Annotated in this window: 12 protein-coding genes; 2 read left to right on the forward strand and 10 right to left on the reverse strand. The window is 53.4% G+C overall.

Annotated elements, in window-relative coordinates; translation table 11 throughout:
* Positions 1-106: 106 nt before the first annotated feature.
* The 4 genes from xylA to ettA form a co-directional block, all read right to left on the reverse strand.
* The gene (xylA, locus tag BGLCM_RS01435; RefSeq protein WP_006295129.1) at positions 107-1,456 is read right to left on the reverse strand and encodes a xylose isomerase; all 1,350 of its coding nucleotides are present in this window, start codon (positions 1,454-1,456) and stop codon (positions 107-109) included.
* A gap of 1,045 nt (positions 1,457-2,501) precedes the next feature.
* Positions 2,502-2,930: a peptide deformylase gene (locus BGLCM_RS01440; RefSeq protein WP_044084559.1), complete on the reverse strand. Its 429-nt coding sequence runs from the start codon at positions 2,928-2,930 to the stop codon at positions 2,502-2,504.
* 343 nt (positions 2,931-3,273) lie between these two features.
* Positions 3,274-4,557: an O-acetylhomoserine aminocarboxypropyltransferase/cysteine synthase family protein gene (locus tag BGLCM_RS01445; protein ID WP_044084478.1), complete on the reverse strand. Its 1,284-nt coding sequence runs from the start codon at positions 4,555-4,557 to the stop codon at positions 3,274-3,276.
* Positions 4,558-5,108: 551 nt separating this feature from the next.
* A complete protein-coding gene (gene ettA, locus BGLCM_RS01450) occupies positions 5,109-6,785 on the reverse strand; it encodes an energy-dependent translational throttle protein EttA (RefSeq protein ID WP_044084479.1) in 1,677 nt (558 codons plus the stop codon).
* Positions 6,786-7,133: 348 nt separating this feature from the next.
* Here ettA and BGLCM_RS01455 point away from each other — a divergent pair, with 348 nt between their 5' ends.
* Both BGLCM_RS01455 and BGLCM_RS01460 read left to right on the forward strand, forming a co-directional pair.
* Entirely contained in the window at positions 7,134-8,099 is a 966-nt protein-coding gene (locus BGLCM_RS01455; RefSeq protein ID WP_006295137.1) for a DUF559 domain-containing protein, read from the forward strand.
* A gap of 420 nt (positions 8,100-8,519) precedes the next feature.
* Positions 8,520-9,419, forward strand: a complete 900-nt coding sequence (locus tag BGLCM_RS01460; RefSeq protein WP_148401458.1) for an acyl-CoA thioesterase — start codon at positions 8,520-8,522, stop codon at positions 9,417-9,419.
* 484 nt (positions 9,420-9,903) lie between these two features.
* Here BGLCM_RS01460 and BGLCM_RS01465 read toward each other — a convergent pair whose 3' ends face one another.
* The 6 genes from BGLCM_RS01465 to dacB form a co-directional block, all read right to left on the reverse strand.
* Positions 9,904-10,452, reverse strand: a complete 549-nt coding sequence (locus tag BGLCM_RS01465) for a DUF3180 domain-containing protein (protein ID WP_006295139.1) — start codon at positions 10,450-10,452, stop codon at positions 9,904-9,906.
* A 2-nt stretch (positions 10,453-10,454) separates the two neighbouring features.
* Positions 10,455-11,369, reverse strand: coding sequence for a hypothetical protein (locus BGLCM_RS07915; protein WP_148401446.1), 915 nt, complete (start codon positions 11,367-11,369; stop codon positions 10,455-10,457).
* Positions 11,370-12,060: 691 nt separating this feature from the next.
* The gene (ftsH, locus tag BGLCM_RS01475; protein ID WP_006295141.1) at positions 12,061-14,136 is read right to left on the reverse strand and encodes an ATP-dependent zinc metalloprotease FtsH; all 2,076 of its coding nucleotides are present in this window, start codon (positions 14,134-14,136) and stop codon (positions 12,061-12,063) included.
* Complete coding sequence (hpt, locus tag BGLCM_RS01480; RefSeq protein WP_044084481.1) at positions 14,133-14,699, reverse strand: hypoxanthine phosphoribosyltransferase; 567 nt, start codon at positions 14,697-14,699, stop codon at positions 14,133-14,135. Before hpt ends, ftsH begins: the two co-directional genes overlap by 4 nt.
* Positions 14,662-16,107 carry a tRNA lysidine(34) synthetase TilS gene (gene tilS / locus BGLCM_RS07920; protein ID WP_052380766.1) on the reverse strand — a complete coding sequence of 482 codons (1,446 nt, stop codon included), beginning with the start codon at positions 16,105-16,107 and terminating at the stop codon, positions 14,662-14,664. The genes hpt and tilS overlap by 38 nt, the downstream gene beginning before the upstream one ends.
* 553 nt (positions 16,108-16,660) lie before the next feature.
* Entirely contained in the window at positions 16,661-18,187 is a 1,527-nt protein-coding gene (gene dacB, locus BGLCM_RS01490) for a D-alanyl-D-alanine carboxypeptidase/D-alanyl-D-alanine endopeptidase (RefSeq protein WP_006295145.1), read from the reverse strand.
* Position 18,188 lies beyond the last annotated feature (1 nt).

The following is an 18,188-nucleotide window of genomic DNA, read 5'->3' on the forward strand; positions in this document are numbered from 1 at the left end:
TTATTACGGAAAGAAAGAGAAATAATCGAATGGAAACCTGCACAGCCGGTAGAGACGAGAGAAAGGAACTCCGGCTACACAGGCCGATTGAGGAAATGTATGACGGTCAGGCCTCCTTCAATGCATCAATGATGTAGTTGTTGATCGTTGCCTTGACGGACTCCAGGTGATCAGGCTTCATCGAAGCGAGAATCTCGGACTGCGGCATGTCAATCGCATAATCGTTGAGCGAGGCGAGCGTGGCGGTGCCGTCATCAATGGTCTTGCCAATGCCCGAATCGTAGGACGAGTAACGGTCGGCGACGAGGTCTTCGATGAACTTGTCCTGATGCATCTTGTCGGCAACGAGCAGGCCGGCGGCGAAAGAATCCATACCGGCGATATGGGCGCGGAACAAATCCTCAGCGGCGAAGGAAGTACGACGAGGCTTGGCATCGAAGTTCAGACCACCATGAGGGCCAATCTGGCCTTCCTCAAGGACCTCCCACATGACCGAGCTGGTCTCGTAGAGGTTGGTCGGGAACTCATCCAGATCCCAGCCAAGCAGCATGTCGCCCTGATTGGCATCGAGGGAACCGAGCACACCGTTGTCACGAGCGACGCGGATTTCGTGCTGATAGGTGTGGCCTGCCAAGTTGGCGTGGTTGCCCTCAAGATTGAGCTTGAACACGTCGATGAGGTCGTACGCACGCAAGAAATTGCAGGCTGTGGCGGCGTCAAAGTCGTACTGATGCGTCATCGGCTCCTTGGCCTTGGGCTCAATCAGGAACTGGGCATCCATACCAATTTCCTTGGCATAGTCGGCGCACATGTGGAAGAACTGGGCCATATGGTCCTGCTCGCGCTTCATGTTTGTGATCCACAGGTTCTCGTAGCCTTCACGACCACCCCAGAACACATAGTTCTCAGCACCAAGGCGCTTACCAATCTCCAAGGAGTGCTTGAGCTGTGCAGCTGCGTATGCGTAGACATTGGCGAATGGTGAAGTGGAGCCGCCCATTGCGAAACGAGGGTTCGTGAACAGTGAGGAGGTGTTCCACAGCAGCTTCTTGCCCGTGGCCTTCATGTTCTCCTCGATCTTGTCGACCACGCGATCGAGGTTCGCGTTGGTTTCACGCAATGTATCGCCTTCGGGAGCGATATCGCGATCGTGGAAGCAGAAGTAGTCGACGCCGAGCTTGTCCAGAAACTCAAAGGCGTAATCAACCTTGGCCAGGGCATTGTCCATCGGATCAGAGAACTTGCCGCCCCACGGACGCTGGGCCGTGCCATCGCCGAACGGATCGACGAGCGGAGCGTCAAACGTATGCCACCATGCCACACCGAAACGCAGCCAATCCTTCATCTTCTTGCCGGCAACAACCTTGTCGGCATCGTAGTATTGGAAGCCAAGGCCTTCGACCGGGCCGTTGCCGCGTCCAACGTATTCAATCTTGTCGATGTCCCACAGTCCCATGAGATACTCCTTTGTTGATCATCATGCGGGGTTTGCCATGAGTGCATATCTACCCGCCGTTGGGATTCATATGCGCCAACGAATGATTCGCATCACTGCGGTTTCCTTGGCTACATGACCATGGTAAAACCGTTAAACTATATTTGTCAAATCATTGAATTATACATGATCAGAACGGCGTGTTGACTGCAAATACAATGATTTCCAATGGTTATGGGGGGCGGCATGGATTACGGGAGTTCTTTCGCAGTTGCAAGTATGCACGCCCTTCGCGCTCTCTACACTCTTCGGCTCTCTACACGATTCGCACACTTCACACCGCTATCACTCGTCTTGAATCCGCTACCCACTCGCACGTAAGACAACTACATTACGTGCGAGGGGACGCGCGGCAGGAACGCGAAACCGATTGCGACATCGACAAACAAACGCAACAAACAAACACGGAACGACAGATTCGAACTACACCCAGAACTACAGCCACATGCCTGAAATGCAGGCACCACTACTCAATTGGCATATCCAGCTGATACAAAAAGGCGCATGGCACCGAAGTGCCACGCGCCCTTAGCGAATCACAGCATCCCCCGCTTTCTCAAGCGACGAAGACCGCTCTATCAACCACGGCCCTCGATGACTCACCCCCCAATTGCTCACTATAACACATATCTAAAGCGGAGACATATATTGACACCACTCTTCACACAATATACACATTTCAACACAAAAATTTCGCTTACTACAACCAACAATCAATCCAAGACACCGTCCATCATGAAAACAAAACATGAAATAAAGGCTATAAATACCTAGAAATTATGACAGAACGACGGCGAGAAAGGAGCGAGAGAAAGGAAATGAGAGTCATCCACACGTCATTTATTTATTGTCAGTTTATTGTCACCATAAGCACACGCAATCCCAACAATAACGTTTTTATAGCTTCATAAAGTCGCCCATCTGGCAACTAAATCCGCTACATCCCAGGAAATTGAATGATTCCCTACCTATTGCATGAATCGTCAAAAAACCATATGAGCAGTTATCAAATTATCTTTCCCAAGCAATGATCAACTTCATGTTGAATAATCTGCGCAGTGAACCCCTCAAACCGAGCATGCCTAGGTTTACCCTTAGTGTTGTCATAATCAACCTCAATGTATTGAGCTCTCGTTACAGCTCGCTCGCCATCCAACGACAGGCAGCCTTCAGCAGTTTCATAATACTGTTGCGCAGTAGTTATCCGCGGATTCAACATTGTGGTAATGCCGCCACCCATCTCATCATCAACAAAGACAATAATGGCCACCGGCTCGCCAATCATGTTCGCCGCCATACCCACGCACCCATCACTATGAGCTCGCAGAGTATCTTTCAAATCTTGAGCAATCTGCAAATCTTCAGGATTTGAAGGATCCGCAGGTCGCGCAGGCTTGGCGAGATTGACAATCTGAGTTTCTATGGGTTGCTGCATTCGTTCAGTGTATCGCGTCAGCGGCAGCATTCAAATTCATCGCGGCCGCCGCCTCGCCCGCACGTAAGATAGTTGGCTTACGTGCGGGAAGCAACGTTTACAGCATTCCTCAAGACATTCATCCACACATCTCTCGCACCAGAGCCTTGTTGCCGCCCACCACCTCGCCTCACCCCCGCTTGCATTTCCCAATAAATAATCCCCGCACGTAACGCAGTTGGCTTACGTGCGAGGAAAAGAAGCCAGATCCGCCGTTATCTAACACGGCAATCTGGCAACGAGGGTGCTCGTAGTCGTACTGGACTAAAGATGACGAAAGATGACGTTATATCAAGGATGAAGCTCAGTCCTTCACCGCATCCAGCGCTTGGTCCAAGTCGGCAATGATATCATCGGCATTTTCGATACCGCAGCTCAAACGCACCAAATCAATGCCCACACCAGCTTCCTCAAGCTGTTCTTCAGTGAGCTGACGATGGGTCGTTCCCGCTGGATATAGCGTACAAGAGCGCGCATCCGCCACATGCGTCGCAATAGCAATCATCTTGAGAGCATCCAGTACAGCGGATACCTTTTCACGGCCCCCTGGAACACCAAACGCGATAACACCGCACGTTCCGTTCGGCATATAACGTTGCGCAAGCTCATGATATTCGTCGCCCGGCAGCCCCGGATAATTTACCCAAGAAATACGCGGATCTTGTGCCAGCCATTCGGCAACCTTCTGTGCATTCTCGCAATGACGTTGCATGCGCACGCCCAATGACTCAAGATGGGTGCCGAGAATCCATGCGTTAATTGGCGCTGGCGTCGATCCCAAATCTCGCATGAGCTGCACGGTCGCTTTGGTAATAAACGCCGCCTTCCCGAAATCCTTGGCATACGTCACGCCGTGATAGGAATCGTCCGGCTGCGTCATTCCCGGGAACTTCTCCGCGTACTTCATCCAATCGAAGTTTCCAGAATCAATAATTGCACCTCCGACAACCGTTGCATGGCCATCCATATATTTCGTAGTGGAGTGCGTAACTATATCAACGCCAAACTCAATCGGTCGACAGTTGATTGGAGTCGGGAACGTATTATCGACAATAAGCGGCACACCATGCGAATGAGCAGCATTGACAAACTTGTCAAAATCAAGCACCTTCACTGAAGGATTCGACAGAGACTCCGCAAATACTGCTTTCGTATTAGACTGGAATGCGGCATCCAATTCTTCAGGAGTGCAATCCGGATTCACAAACGTACATTCAATACCCATTTTGCGCATGGTGACGTTAATGAGGTTATACGTGCCGCCATAGATAGCACTGGATGCCACAATGTGATCACCCGCATTGCAAATATTAAATAGCGCAAAGAAATTAGCCGCCTGTCCCGATGAAGTAAGCATGGCAGCTGCGCCGCCCTCCATCTCGCAAATCTTCTGCGCCACCGTGTCAGAGGTCGGATTCTGCAAACGAGTATAGAAATAGCCGCTTTCCGACAAATCGAACAGTCGGCTCATCTGCTCGCTGGACGTGTATTTGAACGTCGTGGAAGCGACAATCGGAGGGGTACGAGGTTCGCCATTGTTCGGCTGGTAACCGCCCTGCACACAAGTAGTGTCGACATGGTTCGACATGAATGCTCCTCTATTCATTTCCTCAGCACTGATCATGCACTACTTCCCTCGCAATATCACCAACTGTACGTTGTTCGGCGTTCTCCCAGTCAAGGACTCAGTCGCGATGGAGGTAGTAGTGCCGACCACCCTAACATTTCAACCCCTCCACCCGTTGCCATATCTCATTTTTAAGAACATAAGGGGGCTCCCCACCACACCCGGTCCTACCGCACACTCCCCTCTCCATTTCCCGCACGTAAGCCAACTACATTACGTGCGAAATATCGTATGCAGATATGCGCAACCATTCCTAGCGGTGCCGCAGATAAGACAACTACCTTATCTGCGGCAAGGCCCTCTCATGACACCCGATATTCTCTCAGACAATCCCGCACGTAAGCCAACTACGTTACGTGCGGGAAGGAGGGGCGATGCGGTGGTGAAAAAGTTGGAGAGACGCTGATGCTTGAATTGAATGAAGAGTATTTGAAGGATATTCAATATGTGTATATCACTAATATAAAAAGGCCACCCAAAAGGGTGGCCTTGGTAGGAACAAATTGGCAAAATCAACGAGTCAACTTGCGGTGCAGGCGATGCGGACGAGCAGCATCTTCACCCAAACGAGCTATTTTGTTCTCTTGATATGCCTGGAAATTACCCTCAAACCAATACCAGTTTGCAGGGTTCTCATCAGTGCCTTCCCACGCAAGAATATGCGTAGCGATGCGGTCAAGGAACCAGCGATCGTGGGAGATGACTACGGCACAGCCGGGGAACTCCAGCAAAGCGTTTTCCAATGATTCAAGCGTTTCGACATCGAGATCATTCGTAGGCTCATCAAGCAACAACAGGTTGCCGCCCTGCTTGAGGGTCAGCGCCAGGTTCAAACGATTGCGTTCACCACCCGACAGTATGCCCGTCAACTTCTGCTGGTCAGATCCCTTGAAGCCAAAGCTGGCTACATACGCGCGGGTTGGCACTTCAACCCCGCCAACTTCCATGAAGTCCAAACCATCCGAGACGGCTTCCCAGAGGTTCTTGTTAGGATCCAAGCCAGCACGGTTCTGATCGACATAGCTGATCTTGACGGTCTCACCCAGCTTGAGTGAGCCGCTTGTAGGCTCTTCAAGTCCCACAATCGTTTTGAACAACGTAGACTTGCCTACACCATTAGGACCAATCACGCCGACAATGCCGTTACGCGGCAGTGTGAAAGACAGGTCATCAATAAGCACCCGGTCACCAAACGCCTTATGGATATGTTCGGCTTCCAGCACGGTAGAGCCCAGACGCGGTCCCGGAGGAATCTGGATTTCCGAGAAATCAAGCTTCTTGGAGTTGCGTGCCTCCTGCTCCATCTGGTCGTATCGCTCCAGACGAGCCTTGTTCTTAGCCTGACGAGCTTTGGGGCTGGAACGCACCCATTCCAGCTCGTTCTTCAGACGCTTGGCGAGCTTGGCGTCCTTGGCACCCTGGATTTCCATACGCTTGGCTTTGGTCTCCAAGTAAGTGGAGTAGTTACCCTTGTATGGATACAGATGTCCTCGATCAACCTCACAAATCCACTCTGCGACGTTATCCATGAAATAACGATCGTGGGTAACAGCAATCACAGCACCCTTATATTGGTGCAAGAACTTTTCCAGCCAAAGAATGGATTCTGCGTCAAGATGGTTGGTAGGTTCGTCAAGCAGTAGTAAATCAGGAGCTTCCAGAAGCAGCTTGCACAACGCCACACGGCGACGTTCGCCGCCCGAACATACGGATACCGGCGTATCTGGATCAGGGCATTGCAACGCATCCATCGCCTGTTCCAGCTGCGAGTCAAGATCCCAACCGTCAGCGGCGTCGATTTCAGTCTGGAGCTTGCCCATCTCCTCCATCAACGAATCGAAGTCAGCATCAGGATTGGCCATTTCTTCGCCAATCTCATTGAAACGCGCAACTTTGGCAGCAATCTCACCAAATGCCATCTTGATGTTTTCACCAACGGTTTTTTCATCATCCAGGGGAGGTTCCTGCTGCAGGATACCAACTGTGAAACCAGGTGTCAGCGTAGCCTCACCATTGCTTACGGTATCGAGGCCAGCCATGATTTTCAGCAATGTTGATTTACCCATACCATTAGGGCCTACAACGCCAATTTTGGCACCAGGCAGGAAGCTCAACGTCACATCATCAAGGATCACACGATCTCCATAGGCTTTGCGTGCCTTGATCATTTGATAAATAAACTCAGCCAAACTTGATTCCAATCTGTGGTTCACTATGGTTAGCAAGCCTCATCAGGCCGCAAACCAAGCATGTCAAGTGGACACAATGCATTGTTCATTATTCCAAAAGGGTGATACATGCACTTATTCCCCGTTACTCCCTCGCCCGTACCCGGACAATTGCGTTCAAAATCGATTCAGGGCGGCATCAATTTACCATGTTCTCAGAAAACGAGATGCGAAAATGAACACAGCACATCAAAAACGGCATTATTCCGCCGAATAAGTTATCCACATCCTCAAAGTATGCACATACATGTTTTCCACATCGGTCGCCGCGGCTTGCCTGCGTGAATGGCCAGATTCTAGCGTGGAAGCATGCGGAAGAAGAATGTGCGCTTAGCAAGCTTGACCGAAAATAAACTGGCGGCAATCAGAAGAGACGCCGTCACCCTATGCCGCGCCTTGTTGCGACTGCTCAATATGCCACAGGTATTTGCATTACGCACCGCCTTGGAACTACAAGGCATTGAAGTACCACAATTACCCCGTTCATTACGCAAGTGCAGACTGATGCTCGTAGTCGATACACCAAAGAAGCGCCACTGGATGCTGGGACGTAAGTGGGTCTGCTGGAGCGGACCATGCGAAGTGGTGGATCTGGGCGAAGGGATCCAGTGCACAAATCCTGTGTGCACTTGGGCCATGTTCTCGTCATGGCTCGATCTTGGTGAACTCGTGCAACTGGGAGACGCGCTCATGAGGCGCAATCCAAGGCTGCGCAAAGTTTCCATGGCTGATTTCCATGAATACTTGCGCAAATGGGAACGCTATGTGAGCGAGTGCCGCAGTGCGGGCAGTGCACGTCGAACATTCCGTGGAATCGCCAAATGTCGACGCGCACTACGCCTCATGTGCCCTGGAACTGATTCCATGCCTGAAACAATGACGCGCTTGACGCTGCAGCGTTACGGCGTTGAACGAGCCGTCGTGAATTGGGTGGTGCGAGGCGCCGATGGGCACATCATCGCCATACTCGACAACGCCTATGTGGGCGCAAAAACCGATGTGGAATATAACGGAAATTATCATAAAAATCAACCAATTCAAGACGCAAAAAGAACCGGAAATCTCAAAGCTGCGGGATGGGAGGTCGTAACTATAACGAAAGAAGATTTAGCAAACACCAAATCGCAGTACAACATGGCGCTTCGAGTGGTTGAACTGCTCAACACAAGGGACCCCAAGTATTCATATACCGTGCGTAAGAAGCCGCTGACACTGTGGGAAGTTTCTGACGCACGCCGCACACGTTGGAAGACTGAACGCCCCAGCAATCTTTAGTAAGAACACACAGCACACTACAGTAATACGATTAGATTTTTTTTATAAATCAAAAATAGCAACCTTACATGAGGGACCGTGATAAGACGCCGGTAACGAGGCCACATCTTGAACTAAAGCATGTTCAGTTTTTCAATTCGCACAACCGTAACGTTTCGTGACATAAGTTCGTTAGACTTGCCAAGCATTAGTTATGGAGCCCTCATGTGGGGATACCAAACGGTTACCACCAGAACCATCGTTCGCCGACGCAGCCTCGACAGGCCTTGCGGAAACGGACAGAACGAAATCTGAGATAACTATGCCCATAAAATGAGAGACGCACCATACGCAAGTAACGCGATTATGCAATACCGCGGGAGCACTGCGCAATAGCAGGTCAATCACGCATCGATGATGGGCGAAGACGGGAGAATGAACATGGCCGCAGAGACAACGCCACTACAGCAATTGGTAAAAGTGCTCGAACTGGGCACCCCCTCGCAATCGCGAGGCCACACGTTCATAACCGGCGAAAGCATGTACTTCCCGACAGGTCGCGTATATGGAGGCCAAGTCATTGCACAATCTTTGATCGCAGCATCGAAGACAGTCCCCGACGAGCGTGAACCCGATTCCATTCATGGCTATTTCATCGCGCCTGGAGATATCCACCAAGATTTGCTGTTCGACGTCGAAACCCTGCGCGACGGACATTCGTTCTCTGCGCGTCGGGTCAACGTCACGCAAACGCAAGGGGCTATCCTGACCGCTATCGCCAGTTTCCAGAAGCGAGGGCAGACTGGCGTTGACTTCGCCGACTCGATGCCTCCAGATGTTCCGGCGCCCGAAACGCTCAAGAGCGCCAAAGAGCTTATGGCTCCGTATGCGGACAACAATCCGTTCGCAGATTTTTACGCTACAAAATCACCATTTGATTTGCGTCATATCAAACGCACTATTCTCCTTGGACCCGACAAAGAAAGCGCACAGAAAGATTGCGGATATCAAATGGTGTGGATGCGCGCAGAAGGAGAACTCGACGTTTCCCAGACGATGCATCGCGCCCTGCTGGCTCTTGGCTGCGATCAGATTATGCTGGAACCGATTATTCGCCGATCCGGCCTGAGTGCCCTCACCCCAGGCCTTTCGTTCGCATCAATCGACCATTCGATGTGGTGGTATCGCGATATTGATGTGACCAAGTGGCATCTGTATGTTCAAGATTCACCGACAGCCGCCCACGGTCGCGGCTTGAGCATGGCCAAAGTCTACACACAGGATGGTGAACTTGCTGCAGCGATGGTCCAGGAAGCCATGCTGCGTGCCCCACAAATCTGACATGATGTAATGTTGCAGCCCTTGGGCATTCAATGATCGCAAGAGACAAGCGGTTGACCAACGAATTCCTGATTATATATTTAGGGAGACTATTCTAGCCCTTTTTCGCTGCTCCATAAACCTATTTTGTCTTTCCCGCACGTAAGACAACTAGCTTACGTGCGGGAAAGACAAGAACAAGTGCAAGAAGCACCCCCCTGAATCAAAGACGATCCCCGCTTCTTCTTCAGTTTCAGTTCGCTATCGCCTCCCGCCGCCAAGCAATTGGGCAGAAACTTGAGCTTGCAGGGCTTCAGTTAACCAACGCCATTGCTATTCATCCCAATCGACCGCACCACACGCTGCCCAGCGCACTCCAGCGTCCCCACTGCACCCCAGCACATCCCACCCAGTGCCCACAGTACCTGACGACTCACTCCAGCAACTGCAATCGGCACAGTTCAATCATCGAAATATTTGCTCAGCAGTTCCTAACCGTCACCTTTCACGCCGAGCAAGGCTTCCCTTGTCCAGCTTGCAGACGTGTCTGAGAAGCCCGCGCGCGCTGACGCATTTTTGGATGTTCAGGACCCTCATTCGGCGGTAATTGGCAAAACCTTTCGCTAATAATTCCCAAAATCATGTCGATGAATGAAGCTCCCGCTGCAAGACCGCATTGAATCATTGCTGTCTTGTAGTAAGCAGCTTCGGCATGCCCAATGCACATAATGAGCTGCCCACAATACCATCCGAGCAATATTGATCCAGCCAATGCCAATGCTTTGGCCAATATCAACGTATTCACCGCCCGTTCCGGCGTGATGGTCTTGAGCTCCACACGTTTTCTCGCGTCGGCTTTGGCATAGCGTTGCACCTGCCAAGCGAGCGCAACCACCACAAATCCCAGCAAAACCATGATTGCCGATATGAACCATGGTGCCCCCAATACACCAAGCGCAAATTTTTCATCAATAATCTTCACTAAAATTCCGCCGACTAGACCGATTGCGACAGTCAAGACATATACCCACCAGGCAATTCTGTGTGCTCGCATGGTTATTTTCCTTCCGTGCCATCGTATGCGTTACCAGCTGCGTGTCCTTCAGCCTCGCCCAGTCGGTCATCCATTCGCGCACCAGGCTTATGCACTCCCTCCACTTTAGGAGCATCTTTGGCAAGAGTTCCAGCGCATGGCGCGTCCATTGACTGCGCAGCATTCCGCAGCAGCCAAGTGTCACTCACCATAGCCACTTGAGTCGCATCCGGAGCCATGGCGAGCAGAAACGCCAACGGATCACCATTTACTTCACCATTCGGGTCCATATCCAGCCATGGAGCCAGCACAGCCGCACGCTGTATATCCTCGCCCATTCCAGCTCCGTCGAATGATACGCAGCTCAACGACACCAATCCCTCATGCGCTACGGATAAATCCGACAGGACATGCTGCAGTGTGTCCGGTTCGAGTATCGTTCGGATTTGCACAACTGCGGTTTGCGTATCAAGCGCATCATAATGAGTGACATGGTAGAGCGGAGAAACTCCTTCAACCATATTTCCCGGGACCGCATCAATGGACACGATAGACTTGCGGAACAACGCTTCCGCGGATTGAACAGCACTCTCCATGAATATGACTGCTGTTTGCTGCACAGTGTTGCGTTCAGAGCTGTTTGATTCTTTGTTTTCACAGCTCGTCATCTGAGCATCCGAACCATTGTTTTGTTCCACATCATTGTGGTCAACCGTCACGCTCTCCCTGTTCACAGCTTGCTCAATGATGCTGGCCGGTACAGCAATGTTGAACGACGTTCCAATCTCGTCAGACGGCATTCCCGCTACATGAACCCGCATTTCCAGTCGCGCACCATGCTCATCCTGTTCCCATTCAGCTTCAATAAGGAATGGTCCCGCTTTCATTGGTTCAGCTCGTCGACGACTCATTATCGCGCCTTCCTTACTTTTCATCACACCAACAGCATGTTTTCCAGCTGCTGCCGTATTTCCTACACAGTTATATTTATTTTTTTCCTGCGCTCTTCAGTTTGCTTGAGCACATTGGGATGGTTGAGTTGCGATGCCGTTGAATTCCGACATGGACTTCCGGTAGCCGCTAAATTTCATCCTGTTCGTTCTTCATGTCCTTTCAATTCCTCCTCCTCGCACGCAAGGCAGTTGACAACACGCCTTCCCGTAGTACCTGTTGCTGGATGCTAGCGCGGGGTGTTGGGTAACGAGAAGCACCCACCACCCTTTCCCCGCACGTAAGACAGTTGCGCTACGTGCGGGAGAGAGGGGGAAGCATATGGGTATTTCTGGAATTGGTACTGTGGCTATTCCAGAAATACCAATCATTACGTTGCTCCTGCTGCACACAACGCAAGTCTTCTCCCTCCCCGTAATCTCGAACCATACAGGGCTTTACCCGATTCTTCTCCCCTCTTTCCCACCTCTTCCCCGCACGTAACGCAACTAGCTTACGTGCGGGAAGAAAAGGGAGGAGATGATGAAAAGGAGGGTAAGGGTAAGGGTAATGGGGAGGGCGAAAAATGATAATGCTAAAAACGAGGGGTGAGGGGGATGTAACAAACGAGTGAGAAGCCAAGGGCGCCCACACGGGTGAAGGCACCGAGGGAAGAGTCTCTCGGTGCCTTCGGGATGGTCACTGCTGTGCGATGCCGACAGTCTGCTTCAGGGATTCCGGAATCGGAACCGGAGGCTTGTCGGAATCGGGGCGATGCGGGTCGCTGAGCCACACCACACGTTCCGGAGCCTTCTTGATGTCCCTGAAGATGGCATTCAGTTCGGTTTCGTTCAGCGTCTGCTTCACCAGCAGCTGGCGAACGAGTTCATCGAGAATATCGCGATTCTCATTGATAATCGTCCACGCTTCAGTGTGGGCGTTCTCAATGAGGGCCAGCACTTCTTCATCCATACGCTCAGCCGTAGCATCCGAGTAATCGCGAGGACGCAGGCTATCGAGGCCGGACTGGTCTTCATCATCAGTCCATTTCACAGCGCCCAGCGCAGTGGAGAATCCATACTCTCCAATCATCTTGCGCGCGATATTGGTCGCCTTCTCGATGTCGTTGGACGCGCCAGTGGACGGATCATGGAACACGACTTCTTCAGCGGTACGACCGCCCATGGCATAAGCCATCTGGTCGAGCAGCTGATTACGGGTTTGGGAGTACCGATCTTCCGTAGGCATGACCGCGGTATAACCCAGCGCGCGGCCGCGGGGAAGAATCGTGACCTTGGTGACCGGGTCCGTGTTACGCAACGCAGCAGCCACCAGGGCATGGCCACCCTCATGATAGGCCGTGTTACGCAGCTCATCCAAAGCCATACCCTTGGAACGGCGACGCGGACCGGACATGACTCGGTCAATGGCTTCATCAATGGCGCGGTTGTCGATGAGCTGAGCACCTACACGAGCGCACAGCAACGCTGCTTCGTTGAGCACGTTGGCCAAATCGGCGCCTGTGAAGCCCGGCGTACGCACAGCGATGGAACGCAAGTCGATGTTCGGCACGAACGGCTTGCCTTTGGCATGCACCTTAAGGATCGCGTAACGGCCTTCCAAATCAGGAGCTTCCACAGCGACCTGACGGTCGAAACGGCCAGGACGCAGCAATGCGGGATCAAGCACATCAGGACGGTTCGTTGCGGCGATAATGATCAGGTTCGTGTCATTGTTGAAACCATCCATCTCGACCAGCAGCTGGTTCAATGTCTGCTCACGCTCATCATGGCCACCGCCCATGCCGGAGCCACGCTTGCGGCCCACGGCGTCAATCTCGTCGATGAAGATGATTGCCGGAGCGTTCTTCTTCGCCTCATCAAACACGTCACGCACACGGGACGCGCCAAGGCCGACGAACATTTCCACGAAGTCCGAGCCAGCCATGGAGTAGAACGGCACGCCTGCTTCACCAGCAATAGCTCGCGCCAACAGCGTCTTACCGGTGCCAGGAGGGCCATACAGCAACACGCCACGAGGGATACGGGCACCCAGCGCCTTGTATTTCGACGGGTCCTTGAGGAAGTCCTTGATTTCCTCAACTTCCTGTACGGCAGCATCTTCACCGGCCACATCAGAGAACTTGGTATGTGGGACCTGGCCATCAAGCAGCTTGCCATTGTTCTTCTTGCCGCCCATGCCCAGCATGCCGCCGGCAGAACCCATGCGGCTCATCAAGAACCATACGAGCACGAAGAAAATAATGAAAGGCAGAATCGAGGTCAGCAGATACGTCCACACACTCGTCTGCTGCATTGTGGCTGTCCAACCGTTAGCCGGATCAGCTTTCTGCACGGCTTTGACCACATCGGCGCTTTGGGCATACGTGTAGTAGAACTGCACATTTTTGCCGTAATTATGGTCTTTACCCGTATCGGGGTCCTTGGCCGTGTAATCGTCTTTCAGCTTCAGTTGCACTTGCTGGGTATTATCGACGATTTTGGCATATTGGATATTGCCCGAATCGGACTCAAGGATATTCATACCATCTTTGGTATCAATGGTCTGCGCCCCTGATCCCGAGAACATTTGGAACAGCACCACGGCAAAAACCACGATGATCGCTCCCCACAACCATGGCGAGCGCCAAAGCGAACGTGGCCCCTTGCCGTTCTGCCCGTTGCCGCCATCAGGTGAGCCGCCATTGCGGAACGGGTTGTTTGACCCGTTCGGCGGTCTGTTGCCGGGCTGCTGAGGCCCTTGTTGAAAGCTCATTGCGTAAGCGCTCCTTCATACACTTCAGGCTTCAGCACGGCGATGCAGTCCAGATTTCGATACTGCTCATCGCAATCAAGTCCGAAGCCGACGACAAACTCGTCGGGGATTTCGAATCCCTTATATTTCACATCAACATCTACCACGTGGCGAGCGGGCTTTTCCAACAGCGCGAAAATTTCTACGGAAGCCGCTCCCCTATCCTTGAGCTCCTGTACGAGCCAATTCAGGGTATAGCCCGAATCGACGATGTCCTCAACTATGAGTACATCCCTTCCCTTGACGTCTGCTGACAAATCCTGTCGAATCGTGATGGTTCCCGTCGAAGACATGCTCTTGCCGTAGCTGGAGATACTCATGAAATCCATTTCCAAAGGGCATGACATGGCTTGGGTAAACGCTGTCAGCGTGTTCACAGCACCTTTGAGCACCGCGATGACCAAAGGCACGCGACCCTCGTAATCCTTGCTGGCCTGGACTGCAACTTCTTCGATTTTTGCCATAATCTCGTCATGAGAAATCAGCTCATGATCGATGTTTTCCTGAATATCCGCGATTCGCATGCACATTATCATGACACAGACGAATGACGTGGCCATAACGTTTCAGCACATACCCTGCAGGCAACTGCACCCCCCGAGATTGTTGGTTTTCTATGAGGTTCAAGGCCGCCGTCACGTGCACGGCGGAAGCGCGAATGTTTAATTGCGCAAAGACTCGTGCAAGAACTCGCCTACGCAATGCGGGATGTGCCTCCAACAGCACGTCGCGATCAATCAGCGCGAGGGTTGTGCCGCTATCTGTCGCAACATCAGAAATACCATCAGCATTATCAACGCTCTGCGCACCGAACGAGACGGCCTGCTCGTAAACGAGCGCCGCCTGCTCCTGTAGAAAATCAACATCGTCACGATTCGCTGCCGCGAAGGAAGCAAGACGTGACACCATGTCGCCTCCCGTAAACCGGCTCAGCTGTGGCAGCAGAAGCTGTCTGATCCGCGAGCGCAACGGCAGGTGCACGGCTGATCGAGCACGCCCCTGCGCCTTTTCCTGATTGGTCCGCCCTTGCTTTTCTCTCTTTTCTTCCCCGCACGTAACGCAGTTATCTAACGTGCGGGAAGACGGGGGGAACGGGGGGCGCGAGGTGCGCTGTGCTGTTGCATAGTCCGTCACACAGTCAGTTCCATGGCTCGTTCCATGGCTCGTTCCATGGCCCGCAGACGGCTGGGAGGAGTCAGAAGAGACCGAAGATGCGTGCTGGGACGATTCATCCGACGTGTCCGTCTCACCGCAAGCGTTACGCGCGCTCAGAAACTCGCCGTTCGTAGGATCATCCCAAAACTCGAGTCCCAGCGATTCGCAGATTTGCGTGGTGTCTGCGCGCGTCAGATCAAGTAGGGGACGCAGCAAAGCAACGTCCGCAATTTGCGTGCGCTCAGGCATGCCGGCCATGCCGTCCAACCCACCCGACGTCAGCAGGTTGATGAGCACGGTTTCCGCCTGATCATTGCGCGTATGGGCAAGCAACACAGCCTCGGCGCCAGTCCGGCCGGCCACCCGAGTGATCGTCTCATACCTCATCTGACGGGCCGCAGCCTCGGAACCGCGTTGGCGCATCGTTTGCGGGTCCAGCACGATACGTTCCACGATGACTGGCTCGAGCCCCAGATCGGCGCACTGTTTAGCAGCGCGAGCAGCAACTTCCGCAGACCCCTGCTGCATGCTGTGGTCCACAATCACCGCGCCGCACCGCAGTCCCCACGAAGTACAGACCGTGCGCGCCGCCGCTGCCAACGCGAGCGAGTCGCGGCCTCCTGAACAGGCGACAAGGATGAGCGGAGCGTCTTTGTTGACCTGATGCTCGCCGTGCGTACGAAACCGCTCGTCCCAGCCGTTCAAGGTCGCGTCAAACCGTGTCAGCGATTTACGAACGGCTCCGATTGCCAGTTTCATTGGCGCGCTATAGACCATTGGGGCTCCTTCCAGCGACCATCCTAAGTCAAGGTCTCCTCTCCCCTTTCGTTCTCATTTCCAGATTCCGCTCCCCTTCTTTCCCGCACGTAACGCAACTAGCTTACGTACGGGATGATGGCGCGGAAGAATAGGGGAAACGCTGTATCGATATTTATTACAACCATCTTCACCGCACGTAAGGCAGTTGCGTTACGTGCGGGATACTATGGCGACATAGATGTATCGACAGTTGTTGCACCCACCCCCTCCCGCACGTAACGTAACTGGCTTACGTGCGGGAGGGGGAAAGCAAGTAAGTTGGGAACTGTTCTCAATTTCTATGATTGGAGGCTCCCCACGAGAAACGTAATATACCTGGCATCAAGGGCACGGCCGTCCCCGTCACTCACCCTTCCCGCACGTAACGCAACTGGTTTACGTGCGGGAAGGAAACAAGAGGAGGGACGCAAGCCGACCAGCAATACACAATGCAGTTGATAGACAGCCATCAAGGAGGCCCTACCAAGTAAGCCCCCTCCAAGGAGCTCCCCCAAACCGCCCGCTTGCATGCTTAGAGCCGTGCCAGCGACGCGGCGAAACGGTCGACGGCTTCCTTGGCCGCGTCCATATCTTGAGGATTGTTGACGACCACGCTAAACGCGACTACTCCGCCCTGCTCCCGCGAAATATTCCCCGTCAGCGACGTGACCGTGCCAAGCGAGCCGGTTTTCAGCCGCATCAGACCCGCGGCTTTCGTATCAGCAAGACGCAGCGTGACTGTGCCGTTCAGCCCTGCGACAGCCAATCCTTCCGCAGCGGCGACAGCCCCACCGACCTGCAGATTGCGCGCCTGCACGGTGACCAGCGTACGCACGCTGACGCGGCTGCCAGGCGAGAGACCAGAACAGTCCGCCATTATCAAGCCGTCCGTAGGGACACCGAGCGAGGCTACCACTGATTGCACAGTCGAACGCGCCCCGTCCGGCGTGTTGGGTGCGTGTTCGTGCAATGCCAGCAAACGTCCGAATTCTTCCGCCAACGTGTTGTCTGAGTGGCGCAGCATGAACATCATGACGGCGCTCAGCGGCGCGGATTCGACTTGCGCAATCGGCTGCGTGCCAGTTTCAGTCGTTTCATTGCCGTTCTTGACGCTGATACCCTGCGCGTTCAGCGCCGTACGGAACGTCGCCACCGCATCGGCCGCCGGATGCTGCGACAGCTGCGGGTAATCATGGAACACGTCCGGATTGGCGAGCGCGCCAGCACGCTGCCGTCCGCCATCCACGGCCATCGAGGAAACCGCCGTGTAGTACAGCTGCATTTCACCCGACATGTCAAGGTTGGCTGGGTATCGATCCTTGCCGAACAGCGAGTCATCGTAGTCGAGTGTCACTGCTGAGATACCGCGAGATTTGAGCGCGACCGCTGTCTGGCGCGCGAGTGTGCCCAGTCCCGCACGTCCGTTGATATGGTTGGGGTCGCTTTGCCCGGCTCCCAGCAGCATGTCACCGTTGCCTTTGAGCACGATACGCTGGTCACTGTCGTTCTGGTGCAGAAACACTTGCGTCGCCAGCGTCGAACCCATGTTGAGCTTGGATGCCGCGGCCAACGCCGTCACTGTTTTGAGCGTGGACGCCGGTTCACGCACCGTGTCCGGCTCATGGGCGCCCACAATTGTGCCGTCCGCCTGCGCCACCGCCACAGACGTATCACGTCCCAGACCGTTCGCGCCCATCAGTTCATCAACGAGCGCTTGCGCACGCTGAGCATCCACCGGTTTCGTCGTATCGGCATTTTTTATGATTTCCGCGGCACCGATACTATAGGCGACCTTCTCATACTCGGGTTGTTGCGCCACGTTCACGGTCAAAGGTCCTGGAAGCACATCGCTCACATCACCAATGACATATCCCACACACAATCCCAGCGTCACCAGGGCAGACAGTATGACAAGCGCCATACGGCGATGCCGCAGATGGGCGGTCATCGCCGGTATGGAACGATTCTCAAGCTGCGCGCCGCCCTCATGATCGACAGTGGCAGCACTCTGCTCATGAGACTGCGTTTCGGGAAGGCGCTCTTCATGGTTCGCCGCCATG

It is taken from the genome of Bifidobacterium gallicum DSM 20093 = LMG 11596, assembly GCF_000741205.1.
GTDB classification, from domain to species: domain Bacteria; phylum Actinomycetota; class Actinomycetes; order Actinomycetales; family Bifidobacteriaceae; genus Bifidobacterium; species Bifidobacterium gallicum.